The organism is Luteolibacter arcticus (assembly GCF_025950235.1).
In the GTDB taxonomy this organism is placed as follows: Bacteria; Verrucomicrobiota; Verrucomicrobiia; order Verrucomicrobiales; family Akkermansiaceae; genus Haloferula; species Haloferula arctica.
The window spans coordinates 298,174-317,913 of sequence record NZ_JAPDDT010000007.1 but is presented as its reverse complement, the minus strand read 5'-3'; the positions used below and the strand labels follow the sequence as shown (position 1 = coordinate 317,913).

Sequence of the window (19,740 nt, the reverse complement as noted above, 5' to 3'; positions counted from 1 at the left end):
TGGCTTGGACCAAGCCTCCTCCCCTTCCAAGCCAGCTGGTCAGTCAACCCATACCTGCGCCCCGGCAGCTTGGTCGAGCCGCCACACGGCGAAATCGAAATCAAAGTTCCGGCCCGAAAACTCACCCCGTTTTGGTAGGTTTTGAATTTTTTCCGGTCAGGTTTTGCGGAATCGCGACATCTGCATCCTGAGTGCCTGAACCAAATGAGTGCCTGAACCAAATCGGGCAACCATTTCAGCGTGACCATATCACCACATTTAAACCCATGAAGAGCGCCTCTCCACTTGCCATCGCCTTGCTATTCGCAGCCGCCAGCCCGGCTCTCGCGGCCACCACCTTAATCACTCCAACCACGATCACCTATACCAACCTCCCGAATCAGGAGGAGAACGGTCTTGGTGGCTCATTGAACAACGAAACCAACATCATCAATGGCTCCGGTCTGAGCGGTTCTCTCGATATTGCGAACTACACCACCATTACCCACGCTTCCGTTTCCCTGAGCGCTCCAGGAAATGCATGGGCGACCGTGGATATCGCTCCCGGTGGCGGCGACTACTTTGCCGATGGTGGTGCAGCACCGACCTTCACTATCGATCTTGGATCCATCTTCAGCGTCGATGCCTTCGTGATCTGGGGCTATCACTTCGGAGGCAACAGCGGGAACCATCCGAAGACCTTTGATCTCGAATTCTCGGACAACGGTGGCAGCTCTTACTACACGTCGCTGACCGGCCTCACGGTTCCCAATGGAGGTGCCGCCAATGCGGCCGATACCATCGCCTTCAACCCGACCTCGGCGAACTTCGTACGCCTGACCATTACCGACAACTACTTCGGCACCCACGCTGGAGGTGACCGGGTAGGAATCGCGGAGATCCGCTTTCTCGGAACTCCTGAGGTACCGGAACCCTCCGCTCTCTTGCTGGGTGGGCTCGGTCTGATCGGCCTGCTGCGCCGCGGCCGATGAAATCCATGTCTCCATTACCTTCCCCTTAAAAACCGCAAAAACCCGATGAGAACCTTCCATCTCGCCTTCCTAACGCTTCTATGCACCCCGGTGATCCATGCGTCCGTGATCAAGCCGGTGAGCGCTACTTCCTCCATCGCCGGCGACGCCGGATCGAACGTCAATTGGTTGCTCAATGACAACCCCGGCCAAGGTGCCGCCGGATTGCAGGATTCAACCGGTGCCGCACTTACCCTCGATACCGGGGATCCCTTCTTCAAGGCTGGAACCACCTACTCCTACCGCTCGGGCAATGGACACGAGGAATCATGGACAAGGCCGACCTCCAGCGGAAACCCGGTCTTCGTCTTCGACCTCACCAATGGCGGCGATACTGCGGTCGGCTCGCTCCTCCTTTGGCAATACGGAAACCACGGCGGCATCGGTCCGACGAACGGCGGCAACAGCACCCGGGAATTCCGGGTCATCTTCCATACCGAGGCAGAGGGCAACGTCTTCGACTTCACGACCGAAACGGTTGACATCAGCGGGGTCATGGACCCCATCACTGGTGACAACACGATCGACAACATCGCCCAAGCGTTCTTTGCCGGTACGGCCCTTGATGCTCGATATGCAGCCATTCGGATCGATTCGAACTACTCCGGCGTCGGCGGCATAGGCGGCGGAGATCGCTTCGGCTTGGGCGAAGTCCGGTTCGCCACCGAGGCGAGCCTCGATCCGAAGATCCAGGTGCCCACCGCGGTATCGGGCGAATCCGAGGGAGAGCCGGTTACGCTGCAGATCCCGATCACCAATGGAGGCACCACGAACAACTTGAATGTGACCTCCGTGATCCTCGGCGGTCAGGACGGGGCCCTCTGCACAGTCAACAGCACCCTGCCCATCGTTGTGCCCCCGGGCCAGACGGTCAACCTGACGGTGGAGTTCGATCCCCAAGGATTTAACGGCCCCCTGAGCGCCTCGCTCGACCTAACGACCGACGATGTCATGCGGCCGCATGCGTTCGTCTCCCTTAGCCTGGATGTAGACGGACTCGCACCGGAGATCGAGGCTCCTTTGTCGAACAGCTACGGTCCTGTCGCCAACGGCGCGGCGATGCAGACCTTCGGGGTCACGGTGTCGAATAGCGGGGAAGAGGAGTTGACGATCGCCGACGCCTTCTTCCTGCCAGGAGTCATCAACCCCGAGCTGCTCGATGATTTCGCCGTGGTCCACGATTTCCTGAACAACGGGTCGCTCACGGTGAATTCCGGGGACCAGCTCGACCTCCAGTTCACCTTCGATCCTGCCGGGCTGAAAGGCGGCATCTATCAAGCGACGCTTCGCATCGTTTCCGACGACTTCGATGAGCAGGCACTCGACCTAACCATCCTGGTGGAAGTCACGAATGTCGCGGGCAGCGCGCTGGTCGCCTGGTGGCCGATGGAGACGAATGCAAGCGACGCCTCCGGCAACGGCCACCATGGCGCGGATGTGGGAGCGGTCAGCTACGCCGCAGCGGGGGCAGGCGGGGTCACGGGCGGCGCGGCCATGTTCAATGGTTCAAGCCGCATCGACGTGCCATTCGATGAGGCACTGAACCCGTCGAGCTTCACCGTCGTCCTGTGGGCGAATCCTGCTTCGGCCTCGGATTTCAATGCCGCGATCACCAGCCGCAATGACGCGACTCCTTCCGGCTCCGGATACATCCTCTACAACAGCAGCGATGCCGACTGGGAATTCTGGTCCGGCGACGGCAAGCCGACCGGCGCGATCTGGGATGTTTCCCAAGCCGGTGGTGCGGAGGGCGACGTGGTGCAGGGTGCTTGGACTCACTTGGCCATCACCTACGATCATGTTGCGCAAACGAAGATCTTCTACGTGAACGGGACAGCGGTGGCAACCGATACCGGTGTAGAGTTCGGTCGCAATCTCCTGAACGATCTCCATCTCGCCGGCGGCGGAAACCTGGGAACCGACTTCATGTTCGAGGGCATGCTCGATGACGTGGCGATCTTCCGGGAGGTCCTGAATCCCACGCAAATCAATGCCATTCGCAACACGGGGGTGACCGGGTTCACCGGATTGCCTCAACCGGCGGACGCAACATTCGCAATTACGGGGGTTTCCGTTCTCGGCGGCAATCTGGTCATCGGTGGCGTTTCCGGGATGGTGAACGGCCAACCCTATCATTTGGAAAGCTCCGTCACCCTCTTGTCATTCGACTCGATTCCAGGCAGTACTTTCATGGGAGGCGACCCGATTCCCACCGTTCCGATGTCCGGCCCACGCCTGTTTATCCGGATTGCTGAAGGGGCGGCTCCTCCTGGGCAATGAATGATTTTCGGGGTACATAGAGGTCGATCGGTCCCGGGGGCATGTGCGTCCGGGACCCTTCGAATTGGAAGGAAACACCGGGTGAACGCCCTCTTCTATTCAGAACGCACCCTTGCTATTCAATTCAAGCCATGGGGTTCCAGCATTCGCACCTGACCCCAGCGGCATGGTACAGTATCCGGAGTAATTGAATCCTCGTGATGTCCGCGAACCTCGTGCCTGAACCTGGCATGCCTTCATCGCCTGCCGCAGAGTTTGATGCCTTGCTGGCGGACGCCCAGCCTCGGCTCAAGGGATACGTCGCGTCCCTGCTGGGCGCTTGGTCGGATGTCGATGATCTGGTGCAAGAGACCAATCTGGTTCTGCTGCACAAGCGCGATGAGTTCGTTGCAGGCACCAATTTCATCGCTTGGGCGTTTCGCGTCGCCTTCTTCAAGGCGACCTCATGGCGGCGCATCCGCCAGCGCGAAGGCCGGGTGATGCTTGGCGAGACCGCTTTCCAGATGGTCGCCGCGCACGCCGAGGTACGCTTTGGGCAGGGCGATCCGCTCGTCGATGCGCTTGAGGACTGTCTCAAAGGCTTGTCGCCCGAGGAACGCCGCTTGGTAACCGAAAAGTATGTCGAACGCCGTTCGCTGGCCCAGCAGGCAACCCGGCTTGAATGCAGCGCGAATTCCCTGCACAAGTCGATCTCGCGCATCCGTTTGGTTCTGCGCCTCTGCATTAACCGCAAACTTAGCCGTCAAGATCCATGACTTCACCTGACCGCGAACTGCGTCGTCTGATTGATGCATGGCACGATGGGACGATCACCCCGGAAGATGCGCTCCGCTTGGAGAGCCGTCTGACCGCTGAAGGGCCCGCGCGCGAGTATCTCTTCGATATCGCCGAGATCGAGGCCGCGCTACCGGCGGCAGCGGCTCGTTTGATGGATCCCGTCATTCCGATAGTGCCCCGGCGGGCGTCTCGGTGGCAGTTCGCCGCGGTATTCGTCGCCGGCTTGTTCCTCGGCATGATGGTGTGGCGGGCCTTCACTCCGGCTCCCGCAGCACCGCTATCCACGGCATCAGTCACGGGGGTGCAGATGCCCGCCGCGACGATTACCGGCATGCTTGGTGTCGCCTGGGAAAGCCATGCGGCAGGCATGCCGATGAGCTTTTCGGCGGCAGCGGCCGAGACGGGTGTCGAAACAGGCCTGGTCGAGTTGACGTTTGCCAGCGGCACGCGCGCGGTGATCGAAGGGCCTGCTTCGTTTCGTGTTTTGGGGAGCAACGCTCTGAACCTCTCACGCGGTCGTCTCGTGGCAGATGTGCCCAAGGGTGCGGAGGGATTCACTGTGGAGTACCCGGACGGAACCATCGTCGATCTTGGTACTGAGTTCGGTGTTGAGGTGATGGCGGGCGGCCGCTCGGCGAACTTCGGGGTGTTCCGCGGTGAGATCGAATACCACCCGCGGCATGGTTCCGGCCGCAAGGTACTGCTTCGGGAGAATCACGCGGTCACGGCGGAAGATGGCGAAGTGGTCTCGGTGCCCTTCCAGTTGGAGAAATTCACACGCCGCCTGCCATCCCGCGAGTTCGCGTGGCAACTCAGCGATTCGTCGCGGGGTGAAGTCCTGGAATACGACGTGAGCCACCTCATCTGGCATCCGGGACGATACCGCGCCATCTGCAAGTGGATGACTGGCGCTCGCGGGTTTGCGATTGCAGGCGCGGAATTGTTGCTCGACGGCAAACTGGTGGCGCGCGATCGACACGCCGGATTTGCCGGGGTGGTCCCACGCACACAGGCCAACAGCTATGATCTGGTGGTGCCGGATCATGCGTATCACCGCGGTCACTGGACGCTGCGAGTGCATGGCGGATTGGATAGCAAGCCGGTGGCGTCACCCGATTCCTCAAGCGGCGTGGTATTATTGGAAGACGGTCTCGCCCTAAGCGCGGCGGAGTCGGATTTTACAGGCACCTGGGAATACATGCATGACGGCAAGGTCTTCCGGCGAACGTTTGCACCGGGCGGAACCGCTAGCCTGACGATCGACGGCGAACCTTACATCGGATTCGAAACTGCCACTTGGACGGCAGCCGAGGGCTACCTGCATCTCGATGTCCCGACTGGAGGAAGCTCACGAACGGATGAACTGCACTTCTTGCGCGATGCCCGGACGCTGGTTTTCGTCAACCTTCCCTATCGGGACGCCCGCCGGGTGGATGATTGAGGTTACCAACAACCAGCTCTTCGCTCGCTTCCTCGGCCGGGAGAATGTCGGTCCCCAAAGTGCGACGGTCATAGACGCACCGCCGCAGGATGAGAGCTCGCTGCCGCCCTAAGCCGGCATGCCCCCCTCAACCAAACAAAAACGCCCGCCCGTGTTTCCACAGGCGGGCGTTGGTTTGATTGATTCGCTCAGACCCCGGCGTTGTCCGGCTCGGCCTTGGTGCCGATGGTTTCGAACACCAGCTCTTCCTTCTCTTCGGGGCAGATGACCTTGGCGGTATCGCCGGGCTTCACGTCGCCGCGGAGCAGGGCTTCGGCCAGCGGGTCTTCGAGGTAGCGTTCCACCGCACGGCGCATCGGGCGCGCACCGTAGTCGGGGTCGTACCCCTTCTTGACCAGCAGGTCGCGGGCGCTGGCGTCGAGTTGGATGGTGATGTCCTTCTCGCGCAGGCGCTTTACCAGCTTGTCGATTTCCAGGTCCACGATCTTGTCGAGGTCCTTTTTTTCGAGCATGTGGAAGACCACGAGGTCATCGAGGCGGTTGAGGAACTCCGGTTTGAAGTAGCGCTTCGATTCCTCCATGATCTTCGCCTTCATGCCCTCGAAGTCGCCTTCGTCCGCCGACATCGCGCCAAATCCCAGCGTGGTCTGGCGCTTGATGCTGGAAGCACCGACGTTCGAGGTGAGGATGATGATCGTGTTGCGGAAGTCGATCTTGCGACCCAGCGAGTCGGTGACCATGCCCTCTTCCAGAATCTGGAGGAGCAGGTTCATCACGTCCGGGTGAGCCTTCTCGATTTCGTCGAAGAGAACCACCGAGTAAGGCCGGCGGCGGACGGCTTCGGAAAGCTGGCCACCTTCCTCGTAGCCGACGTAGCCCGGAGGCGATCCGATCAGGCGGCTGGAGGTGAACTTCTCCATGTACTCCGACATGTCGATCTGGATGAGCGAGTCCGGATCGCCGAACATGAACTCGGCGAGGTTGCGGGCGAGGTAGGTCTTGCCGACACCGGTGGGGCCGAGGAACAGGAACGAACCGATCGGGCGGCGCGGATCCTTGAGGTCGGCACGCGAACGGCGCAGGGCCTTCGAGATGGCTTTCACCGCCTCGTCCTGACCGATCACGCGACCTTCCAGTTCGCTCTCCATCTTGAGCAGCTTCTCGGCTTCTTTCTCCTCCATGCGGCGGAGCGGGACACCGGTCCACTTCGAGACCACCGACATGATGTCCTCGTCACCGACTTCGACGACGGTTTCCTCGGACTTCGAGCGCCAGGTCTTGAGCGTTTCTTCGAGCGACTTCTTGATGTGCTTCTCCTTGTCGCGCAGTGAGGCGGCCTTTTCGAAATCCTGCTCGCCGATCGCGCCGATCTTCTCGCGGTTCACCTGTTCGATGTCCGCTTCGAGCTGCTTGATTTCCGGCGGCCGGGTCATCGTGCCGATACGGGCGCGGGCACCGGCTTCATCGAGCACGTCGATCGCCTTGTCCGGCAGGTAGCGGCCGGTGAGATAGCGCGCGGTGAGCTTCACCGAGGCCTCGACGGCTTCGGGCGTGAACTTCGCCTTGTGGTGCGCCTCGTACTTCTCCTGCAAGCCCTGCATGATCTTGATGGCGTCGTCCACGGAGGGCTCTTCCACCTTCACTTGCTGGAACCGGCGCTCGAGCGCGGCGTCCTTCTCGATGTACTTGCGGTACTCGTTGAGGGTCGTCGCACCCACCACCTGCAGCTCGGAGCGGGAAAGCGCAGGCTTGATGATGTTGGAAGCGTCCATCGCCCCTTCAGCCGAGCCGGCACCCACGATGGTGTGCAGCTCGTCGATGAAGAGGATGACGTTCTTCACCTTGCGGATCTCGTCCATCACCGCCTTGATGCGTTCCTCGAATTGGCCGCGGTACTTGGTTCCGGCGACCATCAGCGCGAGGTCGAGGGTAATGACCTTCTTGTCGCGGAGGATCTCCGGCACGTTGCCCGAGGAGATTTCCTGGGCGAGGCCCTCGACGATCGCGGTCTTGCCGACACCGGCTTCACCGATCAGCACCGGGTTGTTCTTGGTGCGGCGGCAGAGGATCTGGATGACGCGCTCGATCTCCGACTCGCGGCCGATCACCGGGTCGAGTTCGTGCTCACGGGCGAGCTTGGTCAGGTCGCGGCCGAAAGCGCGCAGCGCCGGGGTCTTGGTCTTGCCCTCGGCTTCGGGCTCTTCGCCACCTTCCTGTCCTTCGTCTTCGAAGCTTTCGTCTTCCTCGTCGTCGGAATCGTCATCGTCATCGTCCGGCGTGAAGTTCGGGTCGATCTCGGCGAGGATCTCGTTGCGGGTGCGCTGGATGTCCACGTCCATGCGGCGCAGCACGCGGGCGGCGACGCCTTCGCCTTCGCGGAGCAGGCCGAGCAGGATGTGCTCGGTGCCCACGTAGCTGTGGTTGAGGGCCTTCGCTTCCTTGTTGGCGAGCGCCAGCACCTTCTTCACGCGAGGCGTGTAGGGGATGCTGCCGGAGATCTTTTGGCCGGTGCCGGTGCCGACCTCTTTTTCGACCTCCATCCGCACGCTTTCAAGGTCGAGTCCCATGCGCTCCAACACATTGACCGCCACTCCCTGACCGAGCTTGATGAGGCCGAGCAGGAGATGCTCGGTTCCCACGTAGCTGTGGTTGAAGCGGTCGGCCTCCTTGCGGGCAAGGGCCAGGACCTGTTGAGCTCTGGGAGTGAAGTTATTCATAAAATTTCAGGGTCTGGGTCGGACGCGTCCTTCTTTCTCGTAGAACGAATATCAGGGGCTTCGAGGCTTTGCAACCGGCCGCGCACGATTTCCGCTCGAATGGAGTCGCGCTCTTCCGGTGAAAGCTTCCGCCCGCTGTGTAGCTGGAGGTGTGCCGGTTGGATGTCCATCAGCAGCGCGTCGCAGGTTTTTACCGTGTCGTGGGGCAGGAAACCGAGGTCTCCGCCTAGGCGCAGCAAGGAAAGATGGGTCAAAGCCTCCTTTGAGTCGATGATCCATGCATGCCGTAAAACCCCGTAGGCGCGACCGATTTTATCGCTCACCATGGCAGGGTCATCCTCCAACAGCTTGTCGCGGGCATTGCGCTCATGTGTCGCAACTTGGGAAATAACGCGCTCCAGCCTGCGTAAAATTGTCTCTTCACTCTCGCCCAGCGTGGACTGGTTGGAGATCTGGAACAGGTTGCCGAGCGACTCGGTCCCTTCCCCGTACAAGCCGCGGACCGCGAGGCCGATCTTGTTCACCGCCTGCAGCACCTGGCCGATTTGGTCGCTCAAGACGAGCGCCGGCAGATGCAGCATCGCCGAGGCGCGCAGGCCGGTGCCGAGATTCGTCGGGCAGGTGGTCAGGTAGCCCAGCTCGTGGTCAAAGGCCAGTGGGAGCGCGATTTCCAGCTCATCGTCGATCACCGACAGCGACTCGAACGCGGCGCGCAGCGACATCCCCGGGCGGATCGCCTGCATCCGCAGGTGGTCCTCCTCATTCAGCATCAGCGCGATCGACTGGCGCCGCTCGATCACCGCCGCGCTGCCCTCGCCGCGGGCGGCGTGCTCACGGCTGATCAAGTGGCGCTCGACCAGCACCTGCTTCTGGACCGAGGTCAGGTCGTCGAGTTCCTGGGAAAAGGCGTCCTTCATGCACGACAGCGCCTCGACGGCCGGCCGCATGATTTCCAGAGCCTGACGCCGCTCCTCCTTTTTCGCCCAGCCGGGAAAGGACTCGCCCTTCAAATTGCGGGCAAGCCGGATGCGGGACGTCAACACGATGGAGCTATCAGCCCCCTCGCCGGTCATCCAGTCGGCGGGATTTTTGACGAGAGTGGTAAAGCGCATCATGGCAATCAGTCGTTGGCCTGAGGGGTAGCGCGCAGCTCGATCTGGCGGATCTCATCGCGCAGACCCGCGGCTTCCTCGTAGTTCTCGGAGGTGACGGCTTGGTCGAGCTTGCCGCGGAGTTCCTCCAGCCGCTGCGTCCGCTCGTGCAGTTCCATCAGCCCGGCGGGCACCTTGCCGCAGTGCTTGAAGCCCTTGTGCATGCCGCGGAGCATCTGGTTCACGTCGTCGCGGAAGGTCGTGTAGCACTCCGCGCAGCCGAAGCGGCGGATGCGGCGCAGATCCTCCAGCGTGAACCCGCAGGAGGGACAGCGCTTGCCGCTACCCGCCACCGCCGGGGAAGCCGGGACCACCTTGCCGGGCGTTTTCCCCAGCAACATCTCCGCCAGCGCGAAGCCGGTCGGGTCCGTGACTCCCTTCTCCTTGGCGCAATCATCGCAAAGGGTAATTTTCTTGATTTGCCCGCCCACCAGTTGGGTGAGGTGCACCTTTGCATGCTTGCCGCAGATGTCGCAGTCCATGGACAGGGAAAAGCTACGAGTGAGAATGCCGAATGCGAAAGGAAATCTCCCGGCAGAAGTCCGTTTTTCCTACCTCGCTGCAAAACGTCCTTCCAATTCCTCCGCTCGAGCAAGGGAGCGTGACAAACCGACCGTGTCGCAACGTGACGCCCCATGCGGTGAAGGGTCCCGGCATCGGCAGGTATGAATGAGGCCTTTCGCCTTTGTAGCGGGAAGACTTCGTCGTTCCGGCGGGGAGCGGTCCGCCAATTGATTCGGAGTGACGATCCGCCTTGTGACCGCGCTCAGCTGGAAGGGCCCCCTCTCTACAAACAGCGAACTCCGCTATTCAGGTACCCGTGGATACCGGAATAGCGGAGTAAATTTGCAACGGCCATCAGGGCTCTCAGACCCGTCCGACCAGCCCTCAATCGATCGGCGTTCCAGTCGTGGACGCAAGCTCCTTGAAGGCGGCGATGAAGCGCTTGGTGATCTCGCCGGGCTTGCCTTCGCCGATCACCCGGCGGTCGTAGGCCACCACCGGAATGACCTCGGCGGCGGTGCCGGTGAGGAAAAACTCGTCGGCGATGTAGAGGTCGTAGCGCGTCAGCGACTTCTCCACCTTCGGCACGCCGAGCTGATCGGCCAGCTCCAGGATCACGCGGCGGGTCACGCCGTCGAGCGCGCCATCGCTGACCAGCGGGGTGTAGAGCACTCCCTCTCGCAAGATGAAGATGTTGTCGCCGGTGCACTCGGCAACGTAGCCCTGTTCGTTGAGCATCACGGCTTCAAGGGCGTTCGCCTGGATCGCCTCCACCTTCGCCATGATGTTGTTCAGGTAGTTCAGCGACTTCACCTGCGGCATCAGCGCGGCGGGCGCAGGGCGGCGGGTGGCACAGGTGATCACGGACAAGCCATTCTCATAGTGCTCCTGCGGATAGAGGCTGATGGTCGAGGCGATGATGAACATGCTCGCCCGCTTGCAGAGGTAGGGATTAAGGCCCAAGCCACCCGAGCCACGGGTCACCACCAGCCGGATGTAGCCATCATCGAGGCCGTTGGCGGCCACGGTTTCCACCACGAACTTGCAGACTTCCTCGTGGGTCCACGGGATTTCGAGGACGATCGCACGGGCCGACTCGAAGAGGCGCTTGATGTGCTCCTCCAAGCGGAAGACCCGCCGGTTGTAGAAGCGGATGCCTTCAAAGACGCCATCACCGTAAAGCAAACCGTGATCGAACACGGAAATTTTCGCCGCGGATTCGTCCACCAATTCGCCGTCGAGCCAGATTTTCATGGAAAAGAGCCCGCAGCGTAGGCCGGGGAGGCAAGCTGGCAAGCCCCTCGTGAGGGCGCAGCCGTTTGCTGACATGAACCCGCCGGGGGCAAAGCCCTGCTTGCATTGGACCCCGGCTCGCGGCCTCATTCCTCCATGACTGGAGCTCACCCAAACAAGGCGTCGATCAAGAAAGCCGCCACCCGGCTGGTCAGAGACCTGCCGGAATCGGCCAGTTGGGATGACCTGATGTATGAGATTCTCGTCCGCCAGAAAATCGAGGCGGGTCTCGCCAACATCCGCGACGGCCGGCAGCACTCCCACCAGACCGTTCGGGAAGAGTTCGGGCTCGCATGACGATCCGTAGGCGCATTCGTGAGAATGCGTCGGGTGAACTCCGCCTCAACGAGCCACTCCGCGTCGCCTTCGGAAAAGGCTCACGGCCTGTCGTCGGCCTCCGGCTCATCCGCCGCGGGCTTTTTCACATCGGTGAGCGCCGACCAATCCACCGCGCCCTGGTCCAGCCGCTGTAGCTCGCTGGCGTAAACGGCGTCGTCGTTCTTCGGGTCCATCTCGGCCGCCAATTCGGTGAAGATCTTGGCCAGCAGCAGGTTTTCCACGCCTCCCTGCTCCTTGAGCACCTGCGCGCGGGTAAAAAGCAAACCGGCCAGCACATCCGGGCGGAAATTATCCGGATCCGCCTCCGGGACCACGCCGCGCGAGAGTTGAAAGCTCAGCACCAACGCCTTGCGGTTGCGAGGCACGAGATGCAGCGCCAGCGCCACCAGACGCCGGCCCTCGTTCAGCGAGGCCGCGCTCGCCCGCGCCGCCGCGATCCGGTTCGAAGCGTAGCCGGCCAGGTTGTTCGCATACTCCTCGCGCTCGCGGTCGAGCATGCCGAGCTGATCGGTGAAAATCCCCGCGCCCACGGCCGGCGGTTTCCACTCGAACTTCGCCTTCTCATCCGCCGCTCCGGCGACGGAGATGCTGAGGAGACAGGCGACGACTTGCCAGCGGACGTTCACGGCGGCTAGGTTTCTGCTCCAGCCGGTCCAATGCAAGTGACAACTCCCGCCAAGTCCGCCCTGCGCCGGGTCCTGCGCGCCAACCGCCCGGACTTGAAGTCGCAGTTCGAACAAGCCGCGGCGCTTCGCAATCACCTGCGCGACTGGCTTGCCGGGCAACCCGCAAAAACCATCGCCGCCTTCGTGGCCATCCCCGGCGAGCCGCTGTTGCTGCCCCTGCTCGCCGAGTTCCCGGATCGCCGCTGGTTGCTGCCACGGATCGAGGGCGAAACCATGAGCTTCCATCTCGTCGATGCCTCCCTGCCGCGGCTGCACCCCGGTCCTTTCGGCATTGCCGAACCGATGCCCGACGCGCCGCTCGTCACGACCGAGGACATCGATCTCTTCCTCTGCCCCGGCATGGCCTTCACCCGCTGTGGCAAACGCCTCGGCCGCGGCAAGGGCTACTACGACCGCGCGCTCGCGACGTCCCATTCGGAATCGCTGCGAGTCGGCGTGTGCTTCCGCGAGCAAGTCCTGCCCGAACTGCCCATGGACCCGCACGACCTGCCGATGCATTTCCTGGCGACCGCGGACGCACTCGCCTCCTGCCAACAGCGCTGAGCTGGAACCGGCATCAGGAAACCGCACTCAACCCGGGTTCGGTCAGACGGGCCGTGGCCAGCTTCCCGTCCCTGGTGTCGAAGAGCCCCGGGAACCGCTCGATCCAACCCGCATTCGCCGCCGGAACATACTGGCGGGCGTTCGACTCGATCGTGGAAAGCCCCGCGAGGTTGGCAGCAAGACCCGCCGAGTGAATCAGCGACGCCCCCGGACAGGTCAGGTCCTGAACGCAGAGAAACATCCCGTATTTGCGACCGGCAGCAGCCATCAGCACGGCATGCGATTGACCCTTGCAGGCCTTGAGGCAGGCGCCGGTGTAGCCCATTTCCCGGGCGAGCAGCAGCGACTCGAGCTCGGTAAGCGATTCATCGATGACCACCGGCCGCATTTCCGCCGCCCGGTGCATGTGATTGCCGGAGTCGGCCTTGAGGTCTCGGCGTGTCGGCTGCTCGAGGTAGAGGATGCTCTCGAAGCCCTTGGGCGCACGCTCCTTCACCTTGGCCAGGAATTCGAGCACGTAGTCCACATTGGCGCACGCCTCGTTGAAATCGCAGCAATACGCCCATTCCACATCCGGCCGGGTCTCACGCGCGACCCGATCGATCGATACCGTGCGCTCGATGTCCCAGTCGAGGTTCTCGCCCTGGAGCTTGATCTTGATCCGCTGCAAGCCGTCGCGACGAATCCACTCCGCGAGGGTCTCGGGCAGCCCGTCGTTCACGCGTTCCTTCAGCTCGGACTCCAGCACCGCATCGAGCCCGCCGACCGAGTGGAATAGCCACACCCAGTCGCGCGGTTTCTCATTCACGTGGGTCTGGATCGACTCGCCCTTGAAGTCCGCGCCGAGGTAGCGCGACAGGTCGTGACCGATGAGTTCCGGCGTGTAGGTGCGATAGCAATTCAAGCCGAGCGATTTCCCGAAGGCATCGTGCAAAGCGGCATCGAACGCACTCGCGACGACCTGCGTGCACAGCTTCGGAATCGGTGTGGCGAGCTTCAGTTCCTTGGAAACGTCTGCCGCGGCTTTCAGATACTCGGGCTCCAACTGGTGGTTGATCTCGATCGGGTGGGCGGACTCGGTGAAGCCGCGGGTGATGGCCGCAATCTTCGGAGCCAGCGCCTTCATCGCTTGGAGCGTGCCTTCGTAGGGAATCGTCTTCGAAGGAAAGGACCAGACGTTGCCCATCGGCATCGAGCCGAAGCCCTTGGTCGTCTTGCCCGATGGGGAAACGACCTCCACCGTGACATTCAGCAAGGTTACTCGATCCACCGCCGTCCCCCCGAACTTGTACGGCATGCGGTATTTGAACTCCTCGAAGGCGAAATCCACCGCAGCGACCCGAATCCCGATGGGTTGTTTGATCGCAATGTTCGGCACTTGCGTGAATCCGACACCCGTCGCGCAAAGGGCTGACGATTTGAGAAACGCACGGCGCGAGGAGACCATGGTCCTTTTTCAACCGGGGATCGCCCGGACGGCCAGCGCAATCCGCGTCTCAGCGTCCCAACCGGCATGCCCCCACCTGTTCATTGCCGCCCAAGGTGATCACCAGGGCTTGCTCCGCATCGCCGCGACGGAGGCGTTCGATGGCCGTGACAAGCTGATGCCCGGCGGACGCGCCGAAACACTCGCCGAGAATGGTCTTCACCGAAATCCGCGGACCGTTCCACGAACCGAAGACTTTGTTCTCCGGCGCGTCGAATTTCGCCACGCCGCTGCGGCTATCGGCAAGCAGGGTGCTGCCATCGTCCTCGGCGCCTGCCGCTGACATCGCCTCCCGCAACGTCGCCGCACGGGCAAGACCGGCCCCTAACAACACCGGATCGGGAATGGAAAGGAGCTGCGGGCCTTCGCCTCCGATCTCCAGATAGACCGCGGCCGCTCCTTCGGAAGGAATGGCATCGCGCGAGTAGAGGCCGAGGCCTTCCGAGCTCAGCCAGTCGATCTCTTCCGGCGCAACAACCAGCACCCCATCGCAATCGCCACGCAGCAGCCACTCCGTGGCGATTTCCAGCGCGGTGAAGATTTCCGCGCCATCCCCGAGGATGGTGTCATTCGGTGCCGTGGAATTAAAGAGTGCGGAAAGGTGGCTGGAAGGCGCGTTGAAAACGGTCTCGGGAAACAGGATCGGACTGGCCACAGCCGGCTCTACCAGCACTTCGCCGAAGAAGCGGTTCGAGTAGTTGACGCAGCCATTGAAGAGCGAACAGACGACCCCGAGCCGAAGCTCACCGGCCGCCACCTTCGCCGCACGCTCCGAGCCGAGCGCTTCCATCGCCGCAGCCACAGCGAATTTCGAAATCGGGCTGACCCGGCGCAGCCGCGGGCTCTTCGGCAAGGTGTTCAGAGCAGCCGGAACCCGCAGCACCCGCGTGACCACCGGCTCTCCATCCTTTCGCTCGCGGGACAACTCGGAAAGCTCCGGGCGCACGCCTGAATCCAGCGCGCTCATCATCGCGTCCACTCCCCACCCTGCCGAGCTAACAGCTCCGGTGCCAGTGATGCGGATCATGACAGCACCTCCGTTCCCCTGCGGAAATTTGAACCGCCAAGACGCCAAGTTCGCAAAGACTTGGAATCTTGGCGCACTTGGCGTCTTGGCGGTTCGATAATCCGTATTCTCACAGTCCCTCCTTCTGGAAGATGAGCGTGGCATTCGCGCCACCGAAGCCGAACGAGTTCGTCAGTACCGTGTTCACGACCGCATCCCGCGGCTGTTGGACGAGATCGAATTCCACCACTGGATCGATCTCGCGGACATTCAAGCTGGCAGGCAGGAATTGATCTCGTAGCGCGAGCAGGCAGATCACCGACTCCACCGAACCGGCGCCGCCTAACAGGTGCCCGATCGCCGACTTGGTGGAGGAAACCTGGATCTTCGACACCGCATCACCCGCCCAGCGCGAGATCGCGCGGGCCTCCGCCACGTCATTCAGCGGAGTCCCCGTGCCGTGCGAATTGATGTAGTCAATCTGCTCCGGATGCAGGCCGGCAGCACGCGTCGCCTTCTCCATCGTCACCAGTGCCGCATCGCCTTCAGGATGGGGCTGGGTAAGATGGTGGATGTCGGTCGCCGCAGCATACGAAAGCACTCGCGCTAGAATGTTAGACCCGCGCGCCTGGGCAGCTTCGAGCGACTCGACGATGACGAAGCCCGCACCCTCGCCGAGCGCTAGGCCATCCCGTGCAGCATCGAATGGCCGTGGGATGCCGCTCACTGAAAGCGCCTGGAGCGAATCGAAGCCAGCGAAAACAAGCTGGCAAAGGGCATCGTAGCCACCGGCAAGCACTCGCTCGGCCTTCCCCTCGGACACCATTTGGAACGCATGCCCGATCGCATTCGCTCCGGATGCGCAGGCATTCGAGACAATGCGCAGCGGCCCCCGGACCCCGAGGCTGCGCATCATCTCCATCATCTGGAACTGCGGCTGATAGGTCTCCACCCGCGTAAGCTGGCGACGCTTGGATTTACCCTCGATCGCCTGCAGGTAATACCGCTCCCCCACCGGCATCGCGGCGGCAGAGGTGCCGATCACCACCGGCATGTCCCCTCCGGAAAGCCCTGCCGTATCCAAGGCCTCACGAGCCGCGAGCCACGCCATACGGCTGCCGCGGTCCATGCGCTGCCAGGACTTTCGCGACACCCCGGCCGCCGAATCGGGCAGCTCAGCCTGACCGGCAGTGCCGACCCGCTGACGCGAAACATCAAACAGATCCACCGGGCGAAACGCAGTGCGGCCTGCCCGGAACCCCGCAGCATTTTCCGCGAGATCCCCGCCCATCGACGTGAAGATCCCGGTGCCGGTGATGGCGACGGGACGGAGGGCGGAAACTGGGGGTTGATCGGCTCGGAATGCCACCGGCGGCAGCTAGGCAACAGCGCGGCAGCTTGTCAAACAGAGTAGCCGTTTACGCCGGCACCAGCTCCCCCGCCTCCTCTTCCTCGATCTCCTCATGCGGCCGGTGTTTCGCCGCAATGATCGAATAGAAAGCCGGCACGACGAACAGCGTGAACAAGGTCCCCACGATCATCCCCGCCACCAGCACTATCCCGATACTGTTCCGCGATTCCGCGCCCGCACCGGTCACGAAAATCAGTGGCGCGTGCCCGAACACCGTGGCCGCCGTGGTCATCAGCACCGGGCGCAAACGAGTCAGCGCCGCCTCTCGCAACGCGGCGACCTTCTCAAGACCCTTCGCCTGAAGTTCGTTCGCGAACTCCACGATCAAAATTCCGTTCTTCGCGATCAGACCAACCAGCGTGATCAGCCCGACCTGCGAGTAAATGTTGATCGTGGTGAACCCCATGAACGTGAAGATCAGCGCCCCGGAAATCGCCAGCGGCACGGAGCCAAAGAGGATGATCAGCGGATCTCGGAAGCTGTGGAACTGCGCCGCGAGCACCAGGTAAATCAGCACCACCGCGAAGCCGAGCGTCACGACCAGAGCGGAGCCTTCCTTGCGGATCTGTCGCGACTCGCCGGCGTAGTCGAGCGTCACCCCGGGCGGCTTGACCTTGTTCGCGGCGTCTTCCAGCACGCTCAGCCCGGCCTCCTTGGTGACACCCGGCTGCACGCCGCCGAAGATCTTCACGGCATTGCGCTGCTGGAAGCGGTTCAGGGTGCGCGGCGATGTCCCTGCCTCAAGACTGGTGAAGGTCGAAACGGGCACCAGATCGCCATCGGGCGTCCGGATCTTCAGATCGAGCAAGGGTCCGACCGACGCACGGTCGCTGTCGCCGAGCTGCGGGATCACCTTGTAGCTGCGGTCGAAGTAGTTGAAGCGATTCACGTAGGCTCCACCAAGCAAGGTGCCCAGTTCCTGGCCCACCCCTGCCAGGTCCAGCCCGAGGTCGGCAAGCCGCTCGCGGTCGATCAACACGCGGGCCTCGGGCCGGTCGATCTTCAAGTCGGTATCGACGTAGAGGAACTTCCCGCTCTGGAAGCCCGCACCGATGATCTGATGCGCGGTCTGGATCAAGTCCTCGACCGGCCCGTCGGTTTGCAAGACCAGCTCGACGTCATACTGGCCGGGCGTCGGCAATGAGGGATCGAGCCGCGGGAAAATCCGCAGGCCGGGCACCTGGGACACCGCACCGAAGACCTCGCCATACATTTCCTCGGTAGTGCGCTCGCGCTCCTTCCACGGCTTCATGGCCATGCCGCCGAAGCCACCCCATCCCGCGGTGAGTGACCACATGTAGTCGGCTTCGGGAAACGCGGTGACCTTCTTCACCAGCTCCAGCGACTCGCGATTCGCGGCCTCGATGGTCGAATCCGGCGGCGTGTCAAGGAACAGGCTGATGTGGCTCTGGTCCTCCACCGGCGCGAGCTCGCTCTCCGACATCAGGTAGAAGGGATAGGCCGCGAGCATGATCGCGACGGCCACGCCGACGATGACCCAACGGATCTGCAGCGCCCCATCCAGCGCCACGGCATAGGCCGCCTTCACGCGATCGAAGGCGCGGTTGACCAGCCGGGTGAGCCGGCCTTCCTGCCCCGTCTTGTGAATGAAGCGTGAGCTCATCACCGGCGAAAGTGTCAGGGCAACGAAGCCGGACACGATCACCGCCGCGGCGAGCGTGATCGCAAACTCGAGGAACAACGAACCGGTGAGGCCGCCTTGGAAACCGATCGGTGCATAGACCGCGGCGAGCGTGATCGTCATGGCGATGACCGGCCCCTTCAGCTCCCTCGCCCCGATCAAAGCCGCCTGGATCCGCGACTTCCCTTCGCGGACGTGGCGCTCGACGTTTTCCACCACCACGATCGCATCATCGACCACCAGACCGACCGAAAGCACGATCGCGAGAATGGTGAGCAGGTTCAGGCTGAAGCCGCAGGCCAGCATGATCCCCGCGGTGCCGATCAGCGAAATCGGCATCGCGATCAACGGCACCAGCGCCGTGCGGATCGAGCCCATGAAGAGGAACACCGCCAGGCCGACGATGAGGATCGTTTCCACCAGCGTCTTGCTGATTTCCTTCAGCGCCTCGCGCATGAACATGGTGCCGTCGTAGGCGAGCTTCATCTCGATGTCGTCGGGCAGCGTCGGGCGGATGCGGTTCATCTCCGCTTCGAGGGCCTTGGCGACATCGATCTCGTTCGAGCCGACCAGTGGCCAGACGCCGAGATAGACGCCCTCCTTTTCGCTGTGCTTCGCGATGTAGTCGGGCTCTTCCGCGCCGAGCTCCACCTTCGCGACATCGGTCAGGCGGACGATGGCTCCATTGCGCTCGACCACGATCAGCTTTTCGAAGTCATCGGTGGAGCGCAGGTCGGTATTCGCCAGCAGGTTCACCTCGACGAGGTTGCCCTTGGTGCGACCAACCGCGGCGAGGTAGTTGTTGCGGCGCAGCGCGGATTGGACGTCGCCCGGCGTAAGATTCAGCGCCGCAAGCCGCTCGGGATCGATCCAGATCCGCATGGCAATCTGGCGGCCGCCTTCGATCGTCACCCGCTGGACACCCGGCAAGGTGGCGAACTGCGGCTGAAGCGAGCGCGTCAGCCAATCGGTGACCGCCGAGACGCTGCGTTCCGGCGAGGTGAAACTGAGATAAAAGGTCGCATAGGGCCGGTCCGCGCGCTGGACCTCGACCATCGGCGGCTCGGCATCGGGGGGCAACTCGGCGCGGACCTGTTGGAGTCGGGCGCTGATCTCGGCGAGCGCCGCGGTGGTGTCGTGGTTCAGCTTCAGCCGCACCGTGACCGTGCTGACACCGGCGCGGCTGCTCGACTCGACGTGATCGACGCCGCCGATCTGCGAGACGACGCGCTCGATCGGCGTGGTCAGGAAGCCGCGGACCGTCTCGGCACTGGCGCCGTAGTAGAGCGTGGTGACGAGCACCGACGAACTCTCGAGCTTTGGAAATTGTTGCACCGGCAGCGAGCCGATCGCGCGCCATCCCATGAGGACGATCACGAGATTGACCACGATGGCGAGCACCGGGTGCTTGATGAAAAGATCGGTGAAGGAGCGCATGGCGCGGATGGGGAAGG

Annotated in this window: 15 protein-coding genes; 6 read left to right on the top strand and 9 right to left on the bottom strand. The window is 62.5% G+C overall.

What is annotated here, in order from left to right; genetic code table 11:
- Positions 1-266: 266 nt before the first annotated feature.
- From OKA05_RS17315 to OKA05_RS17300, 4 genes are all read left to right on the top strand, one after another.
- The gene (locus OKA05_RS17315) at positions 267-971 is read left to right on the top strand and encodes a discoidin domain-containing protein (RefSeq protein ID WP_264488435.1); all 705 of its coding nucleotides are present in this window, start codon (positions 267-269) and stop codon (positions 969-971) included.
- Positions 972-1,016: 45 nt separating this feature from the next.
- Entirely contained in the window at positions 1,017-3,290 is a 2,274-nt protein-coding gene (locus OKA05_RS17310; RefSeq protein WP_264488434.1) for a LamG domain-containing protein, read from the top strand.
- Positions 3,291-3,490: 200 nt separating this feature from the next.
- A complete protein-coding gene (locus OKA05_RS17305; RefSeq protein ID WP_264488433.1) occupies positions 3,491-4,045 on the top strand; it encodes a sigma-70 family RNA polymerase sigma factor in 555 nt (184 codons plus the stop codon).
- Entirely contained in the window at positions 4,042-5,508 is a 1,467-nt protein-coding gene (locus tag OKA05_RS17300; RefSeq protein WP_264488432.1) for a FecR domain-containing protein, read from the top strand. Before OKA05_RS17305 ends, OKA05_RS17300 begins: the two co-directional genes overlap by 4 nt.
- 188 nt (positions 5,509-5,696) lie before the next feature.
- Here the strand turns inward: OKA05_RS17300 and OKA05_RS17295 are convergent, their stop codons facing one another.
- The 4 genes from OKA05_RS17295 to ilvE all read right to left on the bottom strand — a co-directional run bounded on the left by OKA05_RS17295 (position 5,697) and on the right by ilvE (position 11,134).
- The gene (locus tag OKA05_RS17295) at positions 5,697-8,225 is read right to left on the bottom strand and encodes an ATP-dependent Clp protease ATP-binding subunit (RefSeq protein ID WP_264488431.1); all 2,529 of its coding nucleotides are present in this window, start codon (positions 8,223-8,225) and stop codon (positions 5,697-5,699) included.
- Entirely contained in the window at positions 8,222-9,340 is a 1,119-nt protein-coding gene (locus OKA05_RS17290) for a protein arginine kinase (protein ID WP_264488430.1), read from the bottom strand. The genes OKA05_RS17295 and OKA05_RS17290 overlap by 4 nt, the downstream gene beginning before the upstream one ends.
- 5 nt (positions 9,341-9,345) lie before the next feature.
- Positions 9,346-9,858: a UvrB/UvrC motif-containing protein gene (locus tag OKA05_RS17285; protein ID WP_264488429.1), complete on the bottom strand. Its 513-nt coding sequence runs from the start codon at positions 9,856-9,858 to the stop codon at positions 9,346-9,348.
- A gap of 406 nt (positions 9,859-10,264) precedes the next feature.
- On the bottom strand, positions 10,265-11,134 hold the full coding sequence (gene ilvE / locus OKA05_RS17280) for a branched-chain-amino-acid transaminase (protein ID WP_264488428.1): 870 nt from the start codon (positions 11,132-11,134) through the stop codon (positions 10,265-10,267).
- A gap of 135 nt (positions 11,135-11,269) precedes the next feature.
- Between ilvE and OKA05_RS17275 the strand changes: the two genes are divergently transcribed.
- Positions 11,270-11,470 (top strand): hypothetical protein, encoded by a 201-nt coding sequence (locus OKA05_RS17275; protein ID WP_264488427.1) that lies wholly within the window; start codon positions 11,270-11,272, stop codon positions 11,468-11,470.
- 80 nt (positions 11,471-11,550) lie between these two features.
- Here the strand turns inward: OKA05_RS17275 and OKA05_RS17270 are convergent, their stop codons facing one another.
- The gene (locus tag OKA05_RS17270) at positions 11,551-12,138 is read right to left on the bottom strand and encodes a hypothetical protein (protein WP_264488426.1); all 588 of its coding nucleotides are present in this window, start codon (positions 12,136-12,138) and stop codon (positions 11,551-11,553) included.
- Positions 12,139-12,168: 30 nt separating this feature from the next.
- On the opposite strand from OKA05_RS17270, the gene OKA05_RS17265 reads away from it, so the two are divergent.
- Positions 12,169-12,741: a 5-formyltetrahydrofolate cyclo-ligase gene (locus tag OKA05_RS17265; protein ID WP_264488425.1), complete on the top strand. Its 573-nt coding sequence runs from the start codon at positions 12,169-12,171 to the stop codon at positions 12,739-12,741.
- A 13-nt stretch (positions 12,742-12,754) separates the two neighbouring features.
- Here the strand turns inward: OKA05_RS17265 and OKA05_RS17260 are convergent, their stop codons facing one another.
- The 4 genes from OKA05_RS17260 to OKA05_RS17245 all read right to left on the bottom strand — a co-directional run bounded on the left by OKA05_RS17260 (position 12,755) and on the right by OKA05_RS17245 (position 19,723).
- The gene (locus OKA05_RS17260) at positions 12,755-14,188 is read right to left on the bottom strand and encodes an enolase C-terminal domain-like protein (protein ID WP_264488424.1); all 1,434 of its coding nucleotides are present in this window, start codon (positions 14,186-14,188) and stop codon (positions 12,755-12,757) included.
- Positions 14,189-14,237: 49 nt separating this feature from the next.
- The gene (locus OKA05_RS17255; protein WP_264488423.1) at positions 14,238-15,254 is read right to left on the bottom strand and encodes a beta-ketoacyl-[acyl-carrier-protein] synthase family protein; all 1,017 of its coding nucleotides are present in this window, start codon (positions 15,252-15,254) and stop codon (positions 14,238-14,240) included.
- Positions 15,255-15,363: 109 nt separating this feature from the next.
- The gene (locus OKA05_RS17250) at positions 15,364-16,602 is read right to left on the bottom strand and encodes a beta-ketoacyl-[acyl-carrier-protein] synthase family protein (protein WP_264488422.1); all 1,239 of its coding nucleotides are present in this window, start codon (positions 16,600-16,602) and stop codon (positions 15,364-15,366) included.
- Positions 16,603-16,651: 49 nt separating this feature from the next.
- On the bottom strand, positions 16,652-19,723 hold the full coding sequence (locus OKA05_RS17245) for an efflux RND transporter permease subunit (RefSeq protein WP_264488421.1): 3,072 nt from the start codon (positions 19,721-19,723) through the stop codon (positions 16,652-16,654).
- Between the last annotated feature and the right edge of the window lie 17 nt (positions 19,724-19,740).

Coding starts and splice junctions, on each gene's coding strand:
- OKA05_RS17305 (WP_264488433.1), top strand. CDS start 3,491: ATGTCCGCGAACCTCGTGCCTGAACCTGGCATGCCTTCATCGCCTGCC.
- OKA05_RS17315 (WP_264488435.1), top strand. CDS start 267: ATGAAGAGCGCCTCTCCACTTGCCATCGCCTTGCTATTCGCAGCCGCC.
- OKA05_RS17245 (WP_264488421.1), bottom strand. CDS start 19,723: ATGCGCTCCTTCACCGATCTTTTCATCAAGCACCCGGTGCTCGCCATC.
- OKA05_RS17275 (WP_264488427.1), top strand. CDS start 11,270: ATGACTGGAGCTCACCCAAACAAGGCGTCGATCAAGAAAGCCGCCACC.
- ilvE (WP_264488428.1), bottom strand. CDS start 11,134: ATGAAAATCTGGCTCGACGGCGAATTGGTGGACGAATCCGCGGCGAAA.
- OKA05_RS17265 (WP_264488425.1), top strand. CDS start 12,169: ATGCAAGTGACAACTCCCGCCAAGTCCGCCCTGCGCCGGGTCCTGCGC.
- OKA05_RS17260 (WP_264488424.1), bottom strand. CDS start 14,188: ATGGTCTCCTCGCGCCGTGCGTTTCTCAAATCGTCAGCCCTTTGCGCG.
- OKA05_RS17255 (WP_264488423.1), bottom strand. CDS start 15,254: ATGATCCGCATCACTGGCACCGGAGCTGTTAGCTCGGCAGGGTGGGGA.
- OKA05_RS17310 (WP_264488434.1), top strand. CDS start 1,017: ATGAGAACCTTCCATCTCGCCTTCCTAACGCTTCTATGCACCCCGGTG.
- OKA05_RS17285 (WP_264488429.1), bottom strand. CDS start 9,858: ATGGACTGCGACATCTGCGGCAAGCATGCAAAGGTGCACCTCACCCAA.
- OKA05_RS17295 (WP_264488431.1), bottom strand. CDS start 8,225: ATGAATAACTTCACTCCCAGAGCTCAACAGGTCCTGGCCCTTGCCCGC.
- OKA05_RS17300 (WP_264488432.1), top strand. CDS start 4,042: ATGACTTCACCTGACCGCGAACTGCGTCGTCTGATTGATGCATGGCAC.
- OKA05_RS17290 (WP_264488430.1), bottom strand. CDS start 9,340: ATGATGCGCTTTACCACTCTCGTCAAAAATCCCGCCGACTGGATGACC.